The following is a 20,381-nucleotide window of genomic DNA, read 5'->3' as shown; positions in this document are numbered from 1 at the left end:
GTGCGGTCGGTGCTGGTGGCGCATCCGGGGGTGGGTCAGGCCGCGGTGATCGCTCGGGAGGACGTTCCCGGTGATGTGCGCCTGGTCGCCTACATCGTCCCCCCCAAAACCGGCGAGACCACCGAGACTGGCGAGGTCATCACGGCCGCCACGGCCGTCGAGGTCGCCGAGGCCGAGGAGGCGCTGCCGGACGCGTTGCGGGAGTTCGTGGCGCGGCGTCTGCCGGATTACATGGTGCCGTCGGCGGTGGTGGTGTTGGAGGCGCTGCCGTTGAGCGCGAACGGGAAGCTGGATCGCAGGGCGCTGCCCGCCCCCGACTACGGCTCCGCACGGGTGGCCGGCGGTCGGCGGGCGGTGACGTTGCGGGAGGAGATCCTGTGCCTGGCGTTCGCCGAGGTATTGGGACTGCCCGTGGTCGGGGTCGATGACGACTTCTTCGAACTGGGCGGTCATTCCCTGCTGGCGGTCCGGCTGGTCAGTCGGATCCGCGCGATGCTGGGAGTGGAGGTGGAGATTCGTACCTTGTTCGACGCTCCCACCGTCGCCGGTCTGGCCGCCCGGCTTACGCAGGCGCGTGAGGGCAGGGCGGCGTTGGTACCGGCCGTGCGGCCGGAGCGGGTGCCGCTGTCCTACGGGCAGCGCCGCCTGTGGATCATTGACCGGCTTGAGGGGCCGAGCTCGACGTACAACATCCCGGTCGTCCTGCGTCTGCCGGGTGACATCGACGCGGGTGCGCTGGGCGCGGCGTTCCGGGATGTGATCGACCGCCATGAGGTGCTGCGCACGATTTTCCCGGTGACCGACGGCGAGCCGTACCAGCGCATCCTCACCCCCGAGGAACTGGACTGGCGGCTCACGGTCGCCGACGTGGCCCCGGACGAGCTGGAGGCGGCCGTCGCCGAGGCTCAGGAGCACGTCTTCGACCTGGCGGCCGAAGCGCCGATCCGGGCCTGGCTCTTCTCGGCCGGGCGGGACGAGCAGGTCCTGGTCGTCGTGATGCACCACATCGCCGGTGATGGCTGGTCCTGGGCACCGCTGGCCCGGGACGTCTCGGTGGCGTACGCGACCCGTTACGAGGACCGGGCTCCCGGGTGGGAGCCGTTGCCGGTGCAGTACGCCGACTACGCGCTGTGGCAGCGCGACGTCCTAGGGGACAACCAGGACCCCGAGAGCGTGATCTCACGACAGGTGGCGTACTGGCGCGAGACGCTGGCGGGTGCCCCGGAGGAGCTGGAACTGCCCTTCGACCGTCCGCGCCAGGCGGTGGCGAGCCACCGGGGACACCGCGTGCGCCTTGAGATTCCCGCCGAGGTGCACGCGCGCCTCGCGGAGCTGGCCCGGGCCGAGGGCGTGACCATGTTCATGATGCTGCACGGCGCTCTGGCGGTGCTGCTGTCCCGGCTGGGCACGGGTACCGACATCCCGATCGGGTCGGCGATCGCCGGCCGAACGGATGAGGCGCTGGACGACCTGGTCGGCTACTTCGTCAACACCTTCGTGCTGCGCACGGACCTGTCGCGGGACCCGACCTTCCGCGAGGTCCTCGGGCGCGTGCGAGAGGCCGGGCTTGAGGCGTTCACCCATTCGGACGTGCCGTTCGAACGCCTGGTCGAGGAGCTCTCCCCGACCCGGTCGATGGCCCGCCACCCGCTGTTCCAGGTGATGCTGCTCCTTGAGAACACCGCCGAGGCGGTGCTCGACCTGCCGGGCCTCGGCGTCGGGGGGAGTGATGCGTCGTCGGAGACGCCCTCCGCCTCCTCGGAAACGATCCCGGGAACGTCCTCGGAAACGTCCTCGGAAAGGCCGGCGGAAGCGTCGGTCGCACCGGCGGTGGTGAAGTTCGACCTGGACGTGAACATGGTCGAATTGCTCGACGAGCAGGGGGCGCCGGCCGGGATGCGCGGTTCCGTGGCGGCGGCGGCCGATCTGTTCGACCCCGAGTCCGTCGTGTGGATCGCCGAACGGCTCACCCGGGTCCTTGGCACGCTGGCAGCCGACCCGGGCGTCCGGCTGAGCGCGGTGGACGTGCTGGACGAGGACGAGCGGCGGCGCGTGCTCACCGGGTGGAACGCCACCGAGACCGAGGTGCCGCACTCGACGGTCGTCGAGCTGTTCGAGGCACAGGCCGCCCGTACCCCGGACCGGATCGCGCTCGCCTTCGGGGACGTCGAGCTGAGCTACGCGGAACTGGACGCCAGGGCCAATCGCCTCGCACGCTACCTGGCCGGCCGGGGAGTGGGACCGGAGTCGGTCGTCGCGGTCGTCTTCGAGCGCACGGTTGACCTGGTGGTGGCGCTGCTCGGTGTGATCAAGGCCGGTGCCGCCTACCTGCCGATCGATCCGCACTACCCGGCCGACCGGATCGCGTACGTGATCGCGGACTCGGCCGCGGTGTGCCTGTTGACCGGCGAGGGCATGCGCGAGAGGCTGCGTGACTTCGAGGTCGGCCTCAAGGATCCGACCGGCGTGCCCGTGGTGTTCCTCGACGATCCCGCGGTGGCCGACGAGCTGGCGGGCTACGCGGACGGTGACCTGACCGACGGCGAGCGCACGGCGGCCCTGCTGCCTGAGCACCCGATGTGGGTGATCTACACCTCCGGTTCCACCGGGCGCCCCAAGGGCGTGCTCGTCGAACATCGGGCGATCGTGAACTTCCTCGCCTCCATGCAGAACAGGTTCGCGCTGAACGCGGACGACCGGTTGCTCGCGGTCAGCACGCACGGATGCGACATGGCGGGCTTCGAGTTCTACCTGCCCCTGGTCAACGGCGCGCGGCTGGTGCTCGCCGCGCAGGAGCAGGTGCTCGACCCGTGGGCGCTGCGGTCCCTGATCCGTTCCACCGGCACGACGATGGTGCACGCCACACCGAGCCTCTGGCGCGGACTCGTGGCCGATGCCGGCGACCAGGTGGACTGGACGCGGATCCGCGCGATGATTGGCGCGGAGGCGCTCCCCAGCGACCTGGCGCGAGTCCTGCTCTCCAGGACGCCCACCCTGACGAACCTGTACGGCCCGACCGAGACCACGGTCTGGTCGACCGCCGCGGAGCTCCGGGGGGATACGGCCGACGTCTCGTCGATCGGCGGTCCGATCGGCAACACCCAGGTGTACGTGCTTGATGACGCGCTGGCCCCGGTGCCCCCGGGGGTACCGGGCGAGCTGTACATCGCGGGCGAGGGGATGGCGCGCGGCTACCTGGGACGGCCGGGGCTCACGGCGGGGCGCTTCGTGGCGTGCCCGTTCCAGTCGGGCACGCGCATGTACCGCACGGGCGACGTGACGCGGTGGACCGCCCGCGGTGAGTTGCAGTACATCGGACGCTCCGACGACCAGGTGAAGGTACGCGGGTTCCGGGTGGAGCTCGGGGAGATCGCGGCCCTCCTCGCCTCACACTCCTCGGTGGCGCAGGCGGTGGCGCTCGTCCGGGAGGACGATCCCGGCGACCAGCGGCTGGTGGCCTACCTGGTACCCGCAGGGGAGGCCACACCGGAAACGGCCGAGGGCCTCGGCCAGGCGGTGCGCGCACTGGCCCAGGACCGGCTGCCGGGGTACATGGTGCCCTCGGCGGTGATGGTGATCGAAAAGCTGCCGCTGATGCCGAACGGCAAGCTGGATCGCAAGGCCCTGCCGCTCCCCGAGAGCACGGTGGGGGAGGAGATCACCAACTGGGACGTCACCCAGCTGGAGGCGAACATGTGCGAGGCGTTCGCCGAGGTGCTCGGGGCGGAGGCGGTCGGGGTCCACGACGACTTCTTCACCCTGGGCGGGCACTCCCTGTTGGCGGTCAGGCTGGTGGAGAGGCTGCGGGAGCGCGGGGTGTCGATCGTGGTCCGCGATCTGTTCGCGGCCCCGACCGTCGCCGCGCTCATGAAGAGGATGTCCCTGTCGTCCGTGGGGGACGCGCTCGACGTCCTGCTGCCGATCCGGCCCCAGGGCAGCGAGCCGCCCTTCTTCTGCGTCCACCCCGCTGGTGGGCTGAGCTGGTGCTACATGCCGCTCGCCCGGTACGTCCCAGCCGACATCCCGCTGTACGGGCTGCAGGCCAGGGGCGTGGACGGAGCGGCCGAACTCGCCCGTTCCATCCAGGAGATGGCGGCGGACTACATCGAGCGGATCCGCTCGGTGCAGCCGAGCGGTCCGTACCACCTTCTGGGCTGGTCCTACGGAGGTGTGATCGCGCACGAGATGGCCGTCCAGCTGCAAGCCGCGGGAGAGGAGGTCGCGGCCCTGGTCATCATGGACATGTACCCGTGGGTCCGGCAGCCGGACGAGACGCCCGCCGGCCAGGACGACGAGCCGGAGGAGGATCTGGACACCAAGGTCGACCGGCTGATGGACGTCGTGCGCCGGGAGGTCGGCGGCACCCTCGGGGCGGTGACGGAGGAGGAGTACCGGAGGTTCGCGCGCGTACTCCAGAACCACCGGACGATACGGGGCGATCACGTGTTCGGGCGGTTCGACGGGGATGCCCTGCTGATCGTCGCGGAGGAGAGCAGGTCGGAGGACGGGCCGACCAGCGGGCTCTGGAAGCCTCATGTGATCGGTGAGCTGGCGGAGATCGGTATTCCGTGCACCCACTACGAGCTGGCCGACCCCGAGAATCTGGGCGCGGTGTGGTCGGCGGTGTCGTCCTGGACGGAACGGGAGAACTGACGTCCCGGCGACAGGCCGACGCGCCCGCCGGCCTGTCGTCTTCCCCCTCACCCTTCACCTCATCGACTCCGCCTCATCACCGTTTCCGGTCGCGGGTTTCCCGGCGGGCCTCGTCGGCGTGAGCCGCCGCCCGGCACCACATTTCAGACGCCGTCTATTCGCGTACCCGATGTCCTTGAGTGCCGATGCGAATGGCAGGCCTCGTTGAATGAGGTCGCCGGGTGCGGCGTTGTGCATTCAAGGGCCGTGCGTAATTGTGCGCGGAGGAATTATGATTCCGCTGGTCCGGCACGTCGCCGGCCAATTGCCGGCCACCCACCTCCCCTTTTCTTGAATGTGGAGCATGATGCACCGTCGCCAGATCCCCGGCCGAATGGCCGTCGTTTGTGGATGGAGAGAGACGGATGAGTGACGACCGCGATATCTTTCATCGGTTGACCGATCTTTTCGCGTCTCGCTCGGTTTCCTACCGGATGATTCCGCATGAGCCCGAGGGGCGTACGGAAGTGGCCAGCCGGCTGCGCCGGCACCCCTTGGAAAAAGCGGCGAAATCCATCGTGATCCGCGTGGCGACGGGCAGGCGTTCCCGGCGCTACGTGCTCGCGGTCGTTCCGGGGAACCGTCAGGTCGACCTGGGTGTCCTGGCCGAGCGGTACGGCGGCCGTGAAGCCTCGTTCGCCGTCCGTGAGGTCGCCGAGCGCCTGGCGGGCAGTGTGAGCGGGGCCATCACCCCGTTCGTCTTCTCTGCTGACCTGGACCTTCTCGTGGACGACGGGCTGCTGGTCCACGACGAGATCTACTTCAACGTCGGACGGCTCGACATGTCCGTCGCGCTGTCCGTCACGGACTACCTCGCCCTGGCCAAACCGACCGTCGCTCCGATAGCCGCGTGACGCTGTCCAACTGCCGCGTCGCCGCAGTTGAACTCCACCCGCGCCGCCCGGCGCGGGCACGCGCCCCTTTCTGGCCCGAATGTGTTCCCGCAGGTCGATCCGGAAATCGAAGCCACCCGCGGCCGTCGGCCGCGGAACCCTGGTTTACGGCGTTCACCGGTGCTCAAGTTGTGCGCCGCCTCCGAGTATTGATCGACCAAGCGTCCCCGGGCCATCCTGGTGCTGGATATCAACCCGTTCCCCACGAGCCGGGTGTGCGCTTCCTGGCGCCTCGAAATCAACCCCCGGAAACGGGCGTAGGCGTATTCCGAACCATTTGATGCTGTCGGGTTTCCCGAAGGGAGGGGCGCAGATGACGGACGAGCAGTTTTTTCTGCGGTCGAAGGTCATAATTGAGCCGCTGGTTGACCGGTTCATCGCGCAACCGCATACGGTCGCGCCGGTACAGGCGTCGATGAATCTCGCGTTCCTGCACGTACCGCTGCTCGAGTCATATCTGCAGTCCCCGCAGGTGCACGTGGCGGCCAGCAACAATCCGGAGCTGCGCGGCGGTTACTTCATCAACATCCCGGAGGAGCGCGCCGAGGAGGTGCGCGACCTGCTCGCCACGATCAAGCGGGACCGGGCCGACATGCTGCGCTTCGCCGAGGCGATCGCCGCCGGCCAGGAGCTGCTGCGGGCGAACGCCACCGGCTTCGACCTCACCCCGCTCTACCCGAAACTCCCCCCGGAACTGGGCGGCCTGGTCGAACTCGCGTACGACACCGACAACCAGGCGCAGATGCGCTTCATGGAGCCCCTGGTCTACAAGAGCGACGCCTACACCGAAGCACGCCAATCGGTGCAGCTGTCCTTCGAGACCGGCATCGAACGCCCGTTCATCCTGAGCACGCCGCGGCTCACCTCGCCCGACGTGCTGGAGCTCGATATCCCGTTCCGCCACGAGGGCCTCGCGGAACTGTTCAAGACCCGTGTCCGTCCGACCACGCTGAACCACCTGCGCGACGTGCTGGGCCTCGACGACGTCCAGGCGAAGCGGCTGTCCGGCATGCTCAGCACCAAGCCCAGCCTGGCGCCGGACCGGCACATCGAGGCCGGCGGCAGGATCCGCTACTTCGGCCATGCCTGCCTGGTCCTGCAGACCCCCCAGGCCGCCATCGTCACCGATCCGTTCATCAGCGCGGACAGCACCGCGGGCGACCGGTACACGCTGGACGACCTGCCGGACTTCATCGACCTCGTCCTGATCACCCACGGTCACCAGGACCACATCGTCTTCGAGACGTTGTTGCAGCTGCAGGGCCGGATCGGGGCGATCGTGGTGCCGCGCTACTCGCGTGGCAACCTGGCCGACCCGTCGATCGCGCTGATGCTCAAGAACCAGGGCTTCCCCGTCATCGAGGTCGACGACTTCGACGAGGTGGAGTTCCCCGGCGGCAAGGTCACGGCCACCCCCTTCCTCGGCGAGCACTGCGACCTGGACATCCGCGCCAAGTCGACCTACTGGGCCGAGCTGGCCGGCAAGAAGATCTTCATCGGCGCCGACTCCTCGGGTATCGACCCGCTGCTCTACCGCTACGTCAAGGGACACCTGGGCAAGGCCGACTACGCCTTCCTGGGGATGGAGTGCGATGGTGCGCCGCTGACCTGGCTCTACCAGGCGCTGCTCACCATCCCGGTCACCAAGAAGATGAGCAACTCGCGCAAGCTCTCCGGCTCGAACGCCGAGCAGGCTGCCGCGATCATGACCGAGCTGGGCGCGTCCGAGGCCTACGTCTACGCCATGGGCGAGGAGGACTGGCTCGGCCACGTCATGGCCACCACCTACACCGAGGACACCTACCAGATCAAGCAGATCGAAGAGTTCATGACCTGGTGCGCGGACCGCGACATCAAGGCCGGTCACCTCTTCAAGCAGCAGGAGTGGCGTTGGTAGCGAGATGATCCCGGCCGAATCCTGACAAGAACCGACATGTGGCTACTAGCCCTTTGAGGAGGCACCTCGGTGGCCGTGCACGACATTGCCTACGTCGAGTTGTACACGAAAGACCAGGTTTCCACCGTCGACCACTTCGTCTCCGCCATGGGCTTCACGAGGGTCGCGGATTCCGTGGAGACCGACAGGAGTTCGTCGCTGCTGCGGCAGGGCAAAGTGCAGCTGGTCGTCACCTCGGGCCGGGGAATCTGGAAGTTCCTGGACGAACACGGAGACGGCGTCGCCGATATCGCGATGACCTGCGACGACGTGGCGGCGACCCGTGATGCGGCGGTGACGGCCGGAGCCAGGGTGACCGGCTCCACTCCGGGCACGGCGGTCGTGTCCGGGTTCGGTGACGTCTCCCACACCCTCCTCCCGGCGGCCGGGAGACCCGCGGGCGAGCTGCCCCCGGGCCGGGCCTGGGTCGTGGAGCCGGAGACGTCCGGGGGGCCGGTGGGCCGGATCCAGCTTCTGGACCATGTCGCGATCTGCCTGAGAGGAGGCAGCCTGGCGGACCGCGCAGACTTCTACCGGAAGGCCTTCGGATTCTCCCGCTTCTCCTCGGAGTATGTGGCCGTCGGCGGCCAGGCGATGGACTCGATCGTCGTACGGTCCGAGTCCGAGCGCGTCATATTCACCCTGGTCGCGCCGGACCCCGAGAAGGAGCCCGGGCAGCTCGACGCGTTCCTGGAGCGGAACGGCGGCGAGGGGGTCCAGCACCTCGCGTTCCGCGTCGAGGAGATCATCCCCGCGGTATGGGAGTTCCGGGAGCGCGGTGTGGAGTTCCTCAGCACGCCGAGCACGTACTACGACCTGCTCACAGAGCGGTTCGCCGACCTGCAGGAGGAGATCACCGGCCTCAGGGCCGGGCAGGTGCTGGCCGACCGCGACGAGTGGGGCTATCTGCTGCAGCTGTTCACCCGTTCGCCATACCAGCGCAACACGCTCTTCTTCGAACTCATCCAGCGCCGAGGCTCGCGGGGATTCGGCAGTGCCAACATCCGGGCCCTGTACGAAGCGGTACAGCGTGACCAGCTGATCGTCGGATGAGCGTCATCGGCTCCACCACCGCGAGCCTGCTCACCCTGGCCGACTACGAGGCCGCGGCCCGGACGCGCTTCGACCCTCCCGTCTGGGACTTCCTGGCGGGAGGAGCAGGGGAGGAACGAACGCTCGCGGCGAACCTCCGGGCATTCGAGGAGGCCCGGCTGCGGCAGCGGGTGCTGACCGGCGCAGGCCTCCCCGACACCCGGACCGTGATCCTCGGCCGGACGTGGTCGGCGCCGGTGGGCATCGCACCGATGGCCTATCACGCCCTGGCCCATCCGGAGGGGGAGTGCGCCACGGCCCGCGCCGCGGACCCGGCGGGAGTCCCGTTCATCGTGAGCACCTTCGCGAGCCGGACCTTCAAGGACATCGCCGCGGCCACCCGCGGCCCGCTCTGGCTCCAGGTGTACTGCTTCCGCGACCGCTCCACGACGCGGCGGCTCATCGAGCAGGCCGAGCAGGCGGGTTTCGAGGCTCTGGTCCTCACCGTGGACGCGCCCCGGCTCGGCCGCCGGCTGCGCGACGTGCGCAACGCCTTCAGGCTGCCGCCGGGAATCGGGCCGGCCAACCTGGCCGGCGGAGACTTCTCCTCGCCCAGTGGCCACGCGCTCGCCGAGTTCGACCCGTCCCTCGACTGGTCCGTGATCGAGTGGCTGCGTTCGGTCAGCTCGCTTCCGGTGCTGGTGAAGGGCGTTATGACGGCCGCCGACGCGCGGCAGGCGATCGCCTCGGGCGTCGACGGCATCGTGGTGTCCAACCACGGCGGTCGTCAGTTCGACGGCGCCCCGGCGACGCTCGACGTGCTGCCCGAGATCGCGGCAACGGTCGGGGGAGACCGCCCTGTGCTCCTGGACGGCGGGATCCGCCGCGGTGTCGACGTCCTCGCGGCCCTCGCGACGGGCGCGGACGCGGTGCTCCTGGGCCGCCCGGTGCTGCATGGACTGGCCGTGGGGCGGCAGGAGGGGGTGGAGCGTGTGCTGCGGATCGTCGTCGACGAGCTGGCGGAGGCGATGACGCTGACCGGTACCCGTTCGGTCTCCGAAGCCGGCCCGGAACTCGTCCGATCACAGGCGAGGTTCGCCGAACCGCCCGCTACGGTGCCCGCGCCGCCGATCCCGGCGTCGACGACGGCTCGAAGTGGCTTCGCGCCGCCGGTCCCGGTCCCGCTCCCGGCGTCGGCGACCGTCCCGGGCGGCTTCGTGCTGCGGAAGGAGGACCTGCACGGCAGTGTCTCCGATCCGCTGCTGGACACGATGAACTTTCTCAACGAGATCACCCATCGCTATCCGGAGGCGATATCGTTCGCGCCGGGCAGGCCGAACGAGGGCTTCTTCGAGACCGAGCAGATCTTCACCTATGTGCGCCGCTACCTGGACCATCTGGAGGCGAGCGGGGCCACACCCGGCCAGATCCGCTCCGCGGTCTACCAGTACGGCCCGACCAGCGGGCAGATCCGCGAGCTGATCGCCGACTCACTGCTCAAGGACGAGGGCATCGACGTGCCGCCCGAGTCCATCGTGGTCACCGTCGGAGCCCAGGAGGCGATACTCCTCGCCGTGCGGGCGCTCATCTCGGGCCCGGATGACGTGCTCCTGGTCTCCAGCCCCTGCTACGTGGGCATCACCGGCGCCGCCCGGGTGCTCGACGTCGTACCGGCCGCGGTCGAGGAGGGGGAGGACGGATTCAGCTGTGCCGATCTGGAGGCGGCGATCCGCGCGGAGCGGGCACGAGGCCGCCGGCCCCGCGCCTTCTACGTGGTTCCCGACCATTCCAATCCCTCCGGCGAAACCATGTCTCTGGAGACGCGCCGGGAGATCCTCGACCTGGCGGACCGCCAGGACATCCTGATCCTGGAGGACAGCCCGTACCGCATGGTCAGCCAGGGGAACCGGTTGCCGACCCTCAAGTCCCTCGACCGCGCCCGCAGGGTCGTCCATCTGGGCTCGTTCGCCAAGACCCTCCTCCCGGGCGCCCGGGTGGGTTTCGCCGTCGCGGACCAGGTCGTCACCGACGGGGCCGGGGCCGCCGGCCTCCTGGCCGACGAGCTCTCGAAGATCAAGAGCATGGTGACGGTGAACACCTCACCGGTGAGCCAGGCGGTGGTGGCGGGCATGCTCCTCGCCGCCGGCGGGCGGACCTCGGAGTTCAACGGCAAGGCGGCCGAGCACTACGGGAACGCGATGCGGATCATGTTGAGGCAGCTCGAACGGCACTTCCCGCAGGACGAACGCGCGGCACTCGGTGTCCGCTGGAACGAGCCCAGCGGAGGCTTCTTCCTCACCCTCGGCGTCCCGTTTCGGGCGGACGAGGCGGCGCTGGTGCGTTCGGCGGAGGAGTTTGGAGTCATTTGGACGCCGATGTCCTACTTCTATCCCGAAGGGGGCGGGGACCACGGCATCCGGCTGTCCGTCAGCTATCTGCCGCACGCGCGGATCGAGGACGGGGCGGCGAGGCTGGCACGTTTCGTCAGGGCGCAGGTCCGCCCATGATCAATTATCGTCCACTCCGGGCCCACGGGAGTTCTCTCATGCCGGTGATGACCGGGACATACCATTCGATCACCGATGCTCAGATGATGCCACGCCTCATCCGGCTCGGCCCCAACCTGTACGGCGCGGTCTTCACCCTGATGAAACTGCTGCCTGCCACGTACATCCTCCGGCAGGCCGACGAACGCGGTGAGCTGGGCCCCGACACGGTGATCGTGGAGACGACTTCGGGAACCTTCGGCCTCGCCCTGGCGATGCAGGCGGCGCTGATGAGGCGTCGGCTGATCCTGGTCAGCGATCCCGCCATCGACGCGAACCTGTACCGCAGGCTCACCGGACTCGGGGCGAGGGTCGAGATCTGCCCGGAACCCGCCGCCGTCGGCGGGTTCCAGGAGGCGCGGCTGCGCAGGCTCGCCGAGATCCGGGCCGAACTGCCCGACACCTTCTGCCCCGAGCAGTACAGCAACCCCGACAACCCGCGCTCGTACGGGGTGGTCGTCGAGCAGCTTTCCCACACCCTGGGCACGGTCGACTGCGTCGTCGGCCCGGTCGGCTCCGGCGGCTCCATGTGCGGTACCGTGCGCGGCCTGCGCGAACACACGCCGCACACCCGCGCCATCGGCGTCGACAGCCACCACAGCGTGTTGTTCGGCCAGCCAGACGGGCCGCGTGGGCTACGGGGCATGGGCAACAGCCTGTGGCCGTCCAACCTCGACCACAGTGTCTTCGACGAGGTCCACTGGTGCTCGCCCGCCGAGGTGTACGCCCACACCCGTGCCCTGCACGCCCGACACGCCCTCTTCCAGGGGCCCACCAGCGGCGCCGCCTACCTGGTCGCCCTGTGGTACGCGGAGCGCCACCCCGACGAGCAGTGCGTCGTGATGCTCCCCGACGAGGGCTACCGCTACCAGGCCACGGTGTACGACGACGCCTGGCTCGCCGAGAACGGTCACCTGCTCGCCCGGGACGCCCCGCCGGCCGAACCGGTGACCGTCGAAGGACCCGCCCAGGCCGACGAATGCTGGACCCGGATGTCCTGGGGCCGCCGTTCCTACGACGAGGTCGAGGGCGCGGTGCCTCGTCGCTCCGGCACCCTCACGACACGAACCCCGTCGTGACGGGCACCGGGCGGCTGACCCGCACCCTCGGCCTCCGCACCCGCCGCGTCGTGTACGGCGAGCCGGGCCCCGACGAGATCCGCGCCGAGCTGGAGCTCACCAGCACCATCGACCTCGCGCACATCGTGATGCTGGCCGAGACCGGGCTGCTGCCCGGACCCGCGGCCGCCGCCCTCCTGGCCTGTGTCACCAGCCTTCGGGCGGACGGGTTCCGGGAGCTGTACGACCTTGACGCGCCCCGCGGCGTCTACCTCATGTACGAGGGCCACCTGGTGGCCGAGCTCGGACCGGACATCGGCGGAAGGCTGCACACCGGGCGCTCCCGCAACGACATCAAGGCGACCGTCACCGCGATTCGCCTGCGCGCCGAGTTGACGGACCTGCTCGGCGAGATCCTGCGGCTTCAGGCCGCACTGCTCTCCCGGGCCCGAGTACACCGTGACGTCGTCATGCCGGTTTACACACACTTCCAGCCCGCGATGCCCATCGGCTACGGCTACTATCTCGCCGGCCTCGCCACCGCGCTCGAACGTGACATCGCCGCACTGCGGCACACCATCGGCGAGATACGCCACTGCCCCCTCGGCGCGGGCGCCGTGGCCGGCACCGACCTGCCCATCGAACCGGCGCGCACCGCCGAGCTGCTCGGCTTCGCCGAACCCTCCCTGCACGCCACCGACGCGGTGGCCGCCCGCGACACCATGCTGCGCGCGCTCGCCGTGGTCGCCTCGGTTGGACTGACCCTCAGCAGGCTCGCCACAGACCTTCAGCTGTGGAGCACCCAGGAATTCGGTTTCATCGAGTTCCCCGAACGGCTCGTGGGCGGCAGTTCCGCCATGCCGCAGAAACGCAACGCCTTTCTCCTCGAACACGTCAAGGGGAAGGCCGCGGCGGCCGTCGGGGCCTGGACGGCGTCGGCGTCCGCCATGAAGTCGACACCCTTCACGAACTCCATCGAGGTCGGCACCGAAGCGGTCGCTGTGGCATGGCCCGCGTTCGCCGCCGTCCGGGACTCCGTACTGCTCGCCCAGGTCCTCGTCACCGGAGCCCGGCCGGACGCCGCGCGCATGGAACAGCGGGCGCGGGAGGGTTTCGTGACCGCGACCGTGATCGCCAACCGGCTCGTCGCCAAGGGCGTGCCCTTCCGGACCGCGCACCACGTCGTGGGCGCCGCCGTCAGGGAGGCCGTCGACTCCGGGGGCACCGAACTCACCAAGATCACACTGCCGGGCGGCGAGCACGTCGACATGGGTTCGGAACTCCCCTCGCTGCGCGCCGTGGTCGCCGCGCACGGCCGGGGTGGGGGGCCGGGGGAGTGCGACAGGGTCGTGGCGACGCTGCGGCGGGGGCTGGCCGGCCACGGCGACTGGCTCACGGCCCACCGCGCCGGGGTGCGGGGCGCGGAACGCCGGCTGCGGGCGGCGGTCGACGCCGTGATGGCGGAACACGGAGCCGGAGGCGCGGCGTGAGCGGGGGAGTACGCGGACACCTGGGCGAGACCGGGGCGTACGGGCCCTGGCTCGCGTTCCTCGAAAGCAACACCACCGGCACCGGCCGGGAGTTCTGCGCGTCGGCGCGGGCGCGCGGGCTGCGCCCCGTGCTGCTGACCCGGGACCCCGGCCGCTATCCCTACGTCTCCCAGGACGGCGTCGACATCCGCGTCCTGGACACCGGCGACCTGTCGGCCGTTCTCGACGTCTGCGCGATGCTCGCCGCCAACGGAGGCCTCGCCGGTGTCGCGTCCAGCTCCGAGTACTTCGTGTCGGCCGCCGCCCGGGCGGCCGCCAAGCACGGGCTGCCGTCCGCCGACGGAGATGCGATCGCCCGCTGCCGCGCCAAGGACGTTCAGCGGGTGGCCCTGCGGGCCGCCGGGGTGCCGGTGCCCGCGTTCACGGTCGCCGAGGACCCCTCGGAGGCGGTGAGAGCCGCCGACGCGATCGGCTATCCCGTCGTGCTCAAACCCGTGAGCGGGTCGGGCTCCGTCGGCGTACGGCTGTGTCGCGACCGCGGTGAGACCCGGTGGTGGGCGCGCGAACTGCTCGGCCGGGACACCACCGAGCGAGGCGATCCCGTACCGGCGCGGATCCTCGTCGAGGCGGCCGTCACCGGCCCGGAGTTCTCGGTCGAGACGTTCGACGACACCGTCGTCGCCGTCGTCGCCAAACACCTCGGGCCCGAGCCATACTTCGTGGAGACCGGGCACGACGTGCCCGCGCCCGTGCCGGACACGACCGCCGCGGCCCTCGGTGACTCCGCCCTGGCCGCGCTGGCGGCGCTCGGCCTCGGCTGGGGCGCGGCCCACACCGAACTGCGCCTGTCCCCCGAGGGCCCCGTCGTCGTCGAGGTCAACCCCCGCCTCGCGGGCGGCATGATCCCCGTCGCCGTCCGTGCCGCCACCGGGGTCGATCTCGTGGACGCGGTCATCGCGCGGGCGTCCGGCCAGGCCCTCGCGCCCATGACGCCCGGCACGGGGCACGCCGCCGTCCGCTTCCTGCGGGCGGAGCGGGAGGGGCAGGTCACGGCCGTCGACGGGATCGACGCCGCCGCCACGGCCGCCGGAGTCGTCGCCGTGACGACGAGCACCGCCGTGGGCCGGACGGTTCGCATCACGCACTCGTTCCAGGACCGCCTGGGCTGCGTCGTCGCCACCGGTTCCGACACGGACCAGGCAGCGCGACGCGCCCTGGCGGCCATCCTGCTCATCAGCATTCACCTGGACCGTCCGGTGACGCCGTAGGAACGGCGCATCCCGGAGATACCGCACGCACCGGAACAAGGAGTCGGGCGCCAATGAATGACGACACGAAGAAACGGGCGTTCACCAAGATCCCCTACTGGACCGCCCCGTCCGGAGGGGAATCGGGCACCGGTGAACACCGGGTCCGGCTGCCCGCCGAGCTGACCGGCGCGCTGGAGAACACCGCCAAGGACCTGGGCGCCACACCGCCGGCCCTGCTGATCGCCGCGCACGCGCGCGTGCTCGCGACCGTCGCCGCCGAACGCGAGCTGCTCATCGGCTACATACCGGCGGAGGCGGTCGGCACCGAAGGCCCGCTGAGCCTGAACATCGCCGACTCCTCCTGGGCGGACCTGGTGGCCGCCGCGGTCGGGGCGACGATCTCGGGGCCGGACGCAGGGACCTCCCCGGAGGTGGTGCTCGACCTGTCGGGCCTCGCCGGGCGGGCCGTCGCGCGGGACGACACCCCGGGCGAGGGAGTGGCCCTGCGCGTCGCCTGGGAGCGTGACGGCGAGGGGCTCACGCTGCGGATCCGGTACGACCGGGCCGTGCTCGACGCGACGTACGCCGAGCGGCTCGCCGGATACCACCTCGCCGCGCTGCGGCTGCTCGTGGCCGCCCCGGAGGAGCGGCACGACAGATGGAGCCTGCTCTCCCCGGCCGAGGTCGACACTCAGCTGTACGGGCTCGCCGGGCCCCGTGCGGAACTGCCCGAGCGTACCTTCGTCGACCTCTTCCAGGAGCGGGTGCGCGTCTCTCCCGGCGCGACGGCCGCCGAGCACGGCGCACAGCGGTGGACGTACGCGGAACTCGACGAGCGCGCCAACCGGATCGCGCATGCCCTCCTCGCCGCCGGCGCGGGTGCAGAGGACGTGGTCGCCGTCGTCATGGACCGCACCCTCGACTGGATCGCGGCCGCGCTCGGCGTCTTCAAGGCGGGTGGCGTCTACCTTCCGGTGCGCCCCGACTTCCCCGCCGACCGCGTCGCCACCCAGTTCGACCGGAGTGGCTGCGTGTTCGCGCTCACCGAACCCGGCAGCGAGCAACTCGTCGAGGCCGCGTCCGCCGCGGTCGCCGCGCCGCCTGTCGCCCTCTCCGTCCCGGGCATCCACGCCGCCAACGGCCCCGCGACGCCGCCCGGCGTCACGGTGAAGTCCGGGCAGGCGGCGTACATCTATTTCACCTCCGGCTCCACCGGCGCGCCCAAGGGCGCCCTGTGCGAGCACGTGGGCATGCTCAACCACCTGTACATGAAGGTGGAGGACCTGGAGATGGCGGAGTGGCCAGGCGAGGTCGTCACACAGACTGCGTCCCAGTGCTTCGACATCTCGTTGTGGCAGTTCGCCGCACCGCTCATGGTTGGTGGCACCGTCCGCGTCGTCGACACCGACGTGCTCCTGGACGTCGCCGGATTCCTCGACGAGATCGTCGACGGGCGCGTCACCGTGGTGCAGATCGTCCCCTCGTACCTGGAGGTGCTGCTCACGCACCTGGAGCAGCACCCGCGCGAACTAGGCGTGCTGCGCATCGTCTCGGTCACCGGCGAGGCGCTCAAGTACGAACTGGTGCAGCGCTGGTTCGCCGTCTTCCCGGGCATAAGGCTGGTCAACGCCTACGGCGCGACCGAGGTGTCCGACGACACCATGCACGAGGTCCTCGACGGGGTACCCGAGCGCGACTTCGTGACCGTCGGACGCTCACTGCGCAACGTCAACACCTACATCCTGGACGAGAACCTGGAGTTGGTGCCGCTCGGCTCGGTCGGCGAGATCGCCTTCTCCGGTGTGTGCGTCGGCCGCGGCTACATCAATGACGAGGAGCGTACGCGAGAGGCGTTCGTGCCCGACCCGTTCCGCACGGACACCCGCATGTACCGTACCGGCGACTACGGGCGCTGGCTGCCCGAGGGGCGTATCGAGTACCGGGGCCGCCGCGACGAGCAGGTCAAGATCCGCGGCTTCCGCATCGAGATCGGCGAGATCGAGAACAAGCTCCTGGCGATGGAGGGCGTCCGGGAGGCAGCGGTGGTCATCGACGCCGCCACAGGGGAACAGCGTAACCTCGTCGCGTTCTTCAGCAGCGCCGGCGCGGTCTCCCCCGAGCAGGCCCGGGACTTCCTCGCGGCGCTCCTGCCCGGCTACATGATGCCCACCTACTTCCACCAGCTGGAGCGCCTCCCCCTCACCGAGAACGGCAAGATCGACAAGAAGGCCCTGGGACGTCTCGCGGGCACCCTCGGCCACGGAGGCGCCCCGTACGCCGCGCCCAGCACCCCCTCCGAGCGGCGGCTGGCGATGTTGTGGGCGGAGGTCCTCGGCACCCCCCTCGAACGGATCGGGCGGGCAGACGGCTTCTTCGAGCTCGGTGGCACCTCGCTCGCCGCGGTGCGCCTCCTCGTCCGCCTCGACCGCGCGCTCTCGCTCAAGGACCTGGTCGCCCACCCGGTCCTCGCCGACCTCGCGGCCACGCTGGACGAGCGCGGGCGCGGCGGCGCGCAGGACACCGCGGCCGGGCTGCTCCAGCCGCTGTCTTCCGTGCGCGCACCGCGCCGTACCCTCGTCTGTTTCCCCTACGCGGGCGGAAACGCCGTGAACTTCCGGTCCCTCGCGGCCGAGCTGGAGTGCGACGGCATCGCCGTGCTGGGAGTCGAGCTGCCCGGACACGACTTCGCCGACGCGGAGGCGATGGAGGACGTGCCGACCATCGCCCACCGCGTACGCGACGAGATCGCCGAGCGAGTGTCCACCCCCGTCCTGCTGTGGGGGCACTGCGCGGGCGCCGCGGCCGCCCTGGAGACGGCCCGGCTCCTGGAGGAGGCCGGAACCCCCGCCGAGCGGGTTTTCATCGGCGCACTCCTGCTGGAGGACACCGACGCCCTGCGTGCGGAGATGGCCGAGGCGTCCGGCGCCGACAACAAGACCCTGCTCGGCCGGCTGCGCACCGACAACGGGTACGTCGAACTCGACGCGCTCAAGCCGGAACGTGCCGAAGTGGTCGGTCGCGCCTACCGGCACGATGTCCTGACCTCCGACAGCCACCTGATCCGCATCCGTGAGGACGCCGCGTCCTACCGCGTGGACACACCGGTCGACGTCGTCGTCGCACACGACGACGCGTCCACCGCGGGGTTCGTGGAGAGATATGGGGAGTGGAAGTCCATCTCCGACCGGGTCACGCTGCACGAGCTGGAGCAGGGCGGCCACTACTTCGTCAGCACGCGGCCGGCGGACACCGCGGACCTGGTACGGGCGGCCTGCCCGCTGCCGCAGCGACAGGGCTAGGCAGGTTCGGGTGACCAGGTTTCCGACACTCACGGCGGGCTCGCACTACCGCCGCGTCGCCGCCACGGGGGTCAGCGCGGTCTTCGGCACCTTCGGCGAGCTGCTTCAGGGAGCGGTGCCCGAGGAGGACGGCGACTTCCTGGTGACGCTTCCGGTCGCGCGCTGGGCCATGGCCCGCTTCGAACTCCACCCGGAGAGCGACGAGGTTCTGGTCTGGCCGTCTTACAAGAAGAAGGCCCTCCACCTCACTTCCATGATCATGAAGGATGTGGGGTGGCCGACGGGCGGCATCCTGACGATCAACAGCATGCTGCCCGAGGGGAAGGGCCTCGCCAGCTCGTCCGCCGACCTCGTGGCCACGGCCCGGGCCGTGGCCAACGCCCTGGACGAGCCCATGCCCCCGCGCCGCATCGAGTCCTACCTCGCCAGGATCGAGCCGACCGACGGGGTGCTGTACTCATCGGTGGTCGCCTACCACCACCGCAGCGTGCGGCTACGGGCCTCCCTGGGGTCACTGCCCTCGATGGCGGTGGTGAGCATCGATGAGGGCGGTGAGATCGACACAGTGCGCTTCAACGACATCCCGAAGCCGTTCACCGCCGGGGACAGGCGGGAGTACGCGAGGCTGCTCGCCCGCATCACGCACGCGGTGGCTCGCCGTGACCTGGTCGAGGTCGGCCGGGTCGCGACGACCAGCGCCTTGATGAACCAGGCGCTCTGCCACAAGTGGTCGTTGGAGGCGATGACCGGAATCTGTGAGTCGGTCGGAGGCCTCGGCGTGGTCGTCGGGCACAGCGGCACCACGCTGGGCATTCTCCTGGACACCGCCGCCCCGGACTGCCCCGGCCGGCTGGCGGCCGCGGCCCAGGCCTGCCAGGAACTGGCCGGGAACGTGACGGTGTACCGCACGCTGAGCTTCGACTGAGCGAGGGCCGTACACGGTCACCCGGCCGCGCGCGGTCACGCGAGAGGGGGCACACCCGGAATCCCGGGCGTGCCCCCTCTCGCATGACCGCCCGGAGTCTCAGGGCTGGAACGGCTCGCCCATGCCCACGATGATCTCCCGCTCGCCCCGGAAGGGTTCACGGTTATGCGCGGTACGGATGTTGTCGACGACCAGGAGGTCGCCGCGCCGCCACGGCTCGCGAACGGTGTGCTTCTCGTACACCTCGTTGATGTGGTCGACGGTGGCCCGGTCAAGGGGCGATCCGTCGCCGAAGAAGGTGTTGAACGGCAGGCACTCGGGTCCGAACTCCTGCGTCAGGAACTCCTGCACGCTGGGTTCCATCGTCCATTCGTTGAGGAACGCGATCTGGTTGAACCAGCAGCGCTCACCGGAGTCCGGATGGGCCAGGACGGCGGCGCGGGTCTGGACGGTGCTCAGAGCGTCGCCCTCCTGCCAGGTCGCCTCCAGGCCTTTGTCCTCGCAGTAGCGCTCGACCTCCGCGCGGTCCTCGGTGCCGAACGCGTCCTGCCAGGAGGTGCCGACGAACGGGTTGTAGTGGCGGGTGAGCCGCCAGCCGTGCCGCTCGAAGCGCTCGACGAGATCCACCGGCAGATCACGCAGGACCGCCCGCGCATCAGCGAGGGCGGTGACGCCTCCGGCCGTGGGGGGCGTGACGCAGGCGAACGCCAGCAGCCGGGGGGCCGTGGCCACATAACTCAGCTCATGATGCATGCACATGGGCTGGTCGGCGGGCCAGTGCGACGACGAGTACACGCCGGGGCCGTAGGTGTCGCGCGGGGCGAACCCCTCTCGCTCGGGCATCGCCTCGCCGGTGACCGCACGGACGGCCGCGATGGCCGCGGCACGGTCACCGATCGGCAGGCCGCGCACCAGGACGGCGCCGTGCGTCGCCACCGACTCCCGGATGAGGACGCCGTGCTCGCCGATCCAGGACGCCGCGTCGGAGGTGGGGCCGGCCTCCAGGCGAGCTTGGAGGCTTACGAGCTGCTCGGGCACGGGAGATCTCCATCTTCTGGGGGGAGAAAGGCGGCGGTGATACGGGAGCCCTGCCGGGCGGCTCACGTCTTGACGGGCTCGGTCACGGCGTCGGGGTCGCCGGCCGGATCGGGGGACCGCTGGGCGAATTGGGTGTGGTAGAGGTCGGCGTAGAGTCCGCCGGCGGCCAGGAGTTCGTCGTGGGTTCCGCGTTCGCGGATCTGGCCGGTTTCGATGACCAGG

At 70.3% G+C, this 20,381-nt stretch carries 11 protein-coding genes; 10 read left to right on the top strand and 1 reads right to left on the bottom strand.

Annotated elements, in window-relative coordinates:
• The first annotated feature begins 45 nt into the window (after positions 1-45).
• The 10 genes from IG98_RS0141525 to IG98_RS0141480 all read left to right on the top strand — a co-directional run bounded on the left by IG98_RS0141525 (position 46) and on the right by IG98_RS0141480 (position 19,121).
• Positions 46-4,653, top strand: coding sequence for an amino acid adenylation domain-containing protein (locus IG98_RS0141525; RefSeq protein WP_245651931.1), 4,608 nt, complete (start codon positions 46-48; stop codon positions 4,651-4,653).
• A gap of 404 nt (positions 4,654-5,057) precedes the next feature.
• A complete protein-coding gene (locus IG98_RS0141520) occupies positions 5,058-5,546 on the top strand; it encodes a YbaK/EbsC family protein (RefSeq protein WP_037972707.1) in 489 nt (162 codons plus the stop codon).
• A gap of 352 nt (positions 5,547-5,898) precedes the next feature.
• The gene (locus IG98_RS0141515) at positions 5,899-7,482 is read left to right on the top strand and encodes an MBL fold metallo-hydrolase (protein WP_030925605.1); all 1,584 of its coding nucleotides are present in this window, start codon (positions 5,899-5,901) and stop codon (positions 7,480-7,482) included.
• 69 nt (positions 7,483-7,551) lie between these two features.
• A complete protein-coding gene (hppD, locus tag IG98_RS0141510; RefSeq protein ID WP_030925602.1) occupies positions 7,552-8,574 on the top strand; it encodes a 4-hydroxyphenylpyruvate dioxygenase in 1,023 nt (340 codons plus the stop codon).
• Positions 8,571-11,060 carry an aminotransferase class I/II-fold pyridoxal phosphate-dependent enzyme gene (locus tag IG98_RS0141505; protein WP_030925600.1) on the top strand — a complete coding sequence of 830 codons (2,490 nt, stop codon included), beginning with the start codon at positions 8,571-8,573 and terminating at the stop codon, positions 11,058-11,060. The genes hppD and IG98_RS0141505 overlap by 4 nt, the downstream gene beginning before the upstream one ends.
• 47 nt (positions 11,061-11,107) lie before the next feature.
• Positions 11,108-12,178: a cysteine synthase family protein gene (locus tag IG98_RS0141500; protein WP_157594829.1), complete on the top strand. Its 1,071-nt coding sequence runs from the start codon at positions 11,108-11,110 to the stop codon at positions 12,176-12,178.
• Entirely contained in the window at positions 12,175-13,647 is a 1,473-nt protein-coding gene (gene argH / locus IG98_RS0141495; RefSeq protein ID WP_051753616.1) for an argininosuccinate lyase, read from the top strand. Before IG98_RS0141500 ends, argH begins: the two co-directional genes overlap by 4 nt.
• A complete protein-coding gene (locus IG98_RS0141490) occupies positions 13,644-14,915 on the top strand; it encodes an ATP-grasp domain-containing protein (RefSeq protein WP_051753614.1) in 1,272 nt (423 codons plus the stop codon). Before argH ends, IG98_RS0141490 begins: the two co-directional genes overlap by 4 nt.
• A gap of 53 nt (positions 14,916-14,968) precedes the next feature.
• A complete protein-coding gene (locus IG98_RS0141485) occupies positions 14,969-18,196 on the top strand; it encodes a non-ribosomal peptide synthetase (protein ID WP_037972706.1) in 3,228 nt (1,075 codons plus the stop codon).
• Between the two features lie 10 nt (positions 18,197-18,206).
• Positions 18,207-19,121, top strand: coding sequence for a GHMP family kinase ATP-binding protein (locus tag IG98_RS0141480; protein WP_051753612.1), 915 nt, complete (start codon positions 18,207-18,209; stop codon positions 19,119-19,121).
• A gap of 99 nt (positions 19,122-19,220) precedes the next feature.
• Here the strand turns inward: IG98_RS0141480 and IG98_RS0141475 are convergent, their stop codons facing one another.
• A complete protein-coding gene (locus IG98_RS0141475) occupies positions 19,221-20,159 on the bottom strand; it encodes a TauD/TfdA family dioxygenase (RefSeq protein ID WP_030925586.1) in 939 nt (312 codons plus the stop codon).
• Positions 20,160-20,381 lie beyond the last annotated feature (222 nt).

Origin of the sequence: Streptosporangium amethystogenes, from assembly GCF_000721075.1 — a bacterium.
GTDB lineage: Bacteria > Actinomycetota > Actinomycetes > Streptosporangiales > Streptosporangiaceae > Streptosporangium > Streptosporangium amethystogenes.
The sequence above is the reverse complement of the archived record's forward strand: the minus strand, read 5'-3'. Positions and strand labels throughout refer to the sequence as shown.

Bases quoted from the DNA above. Each gene is read 5' to 3' on its own strand.
- IG98_RS0141520 (WP_037972707.1), top strand. From the start codon at position 5,058: ATGAGTGACGACCGCGATATCTTTCATCGGTTGACCGATCTTTTCGCG.
- IG98_RS0141515 (WP_030925605.1), top strand. From the start codon at position 5,899: ATGACGGACGAGCAGTTTTTTCTGCGGTCGAAGGTCATAATTGAGCCG.
- IG98_RS0141505 (WP_030925600.1), top strand. From the start codon at position 8,571: ATGAGCGTCATCGGCTCCACCACCGCGAGCCTGCTCACCCTGGCCGAC.
- IG98_RS0141500 (WP_157594829.1), top strand. From the start codon at position 11,108: ATGACCGGGACATACCATTCGATCACCGATGCTCAGATGATGCCACGC.
- IG98_RS0141485 (WP_037972706.1), top strand. From the start codon at position 14,969: ATGAATGACGACACGAAGAAACGGGCGTTCACCAAGATCCCCTACTGG.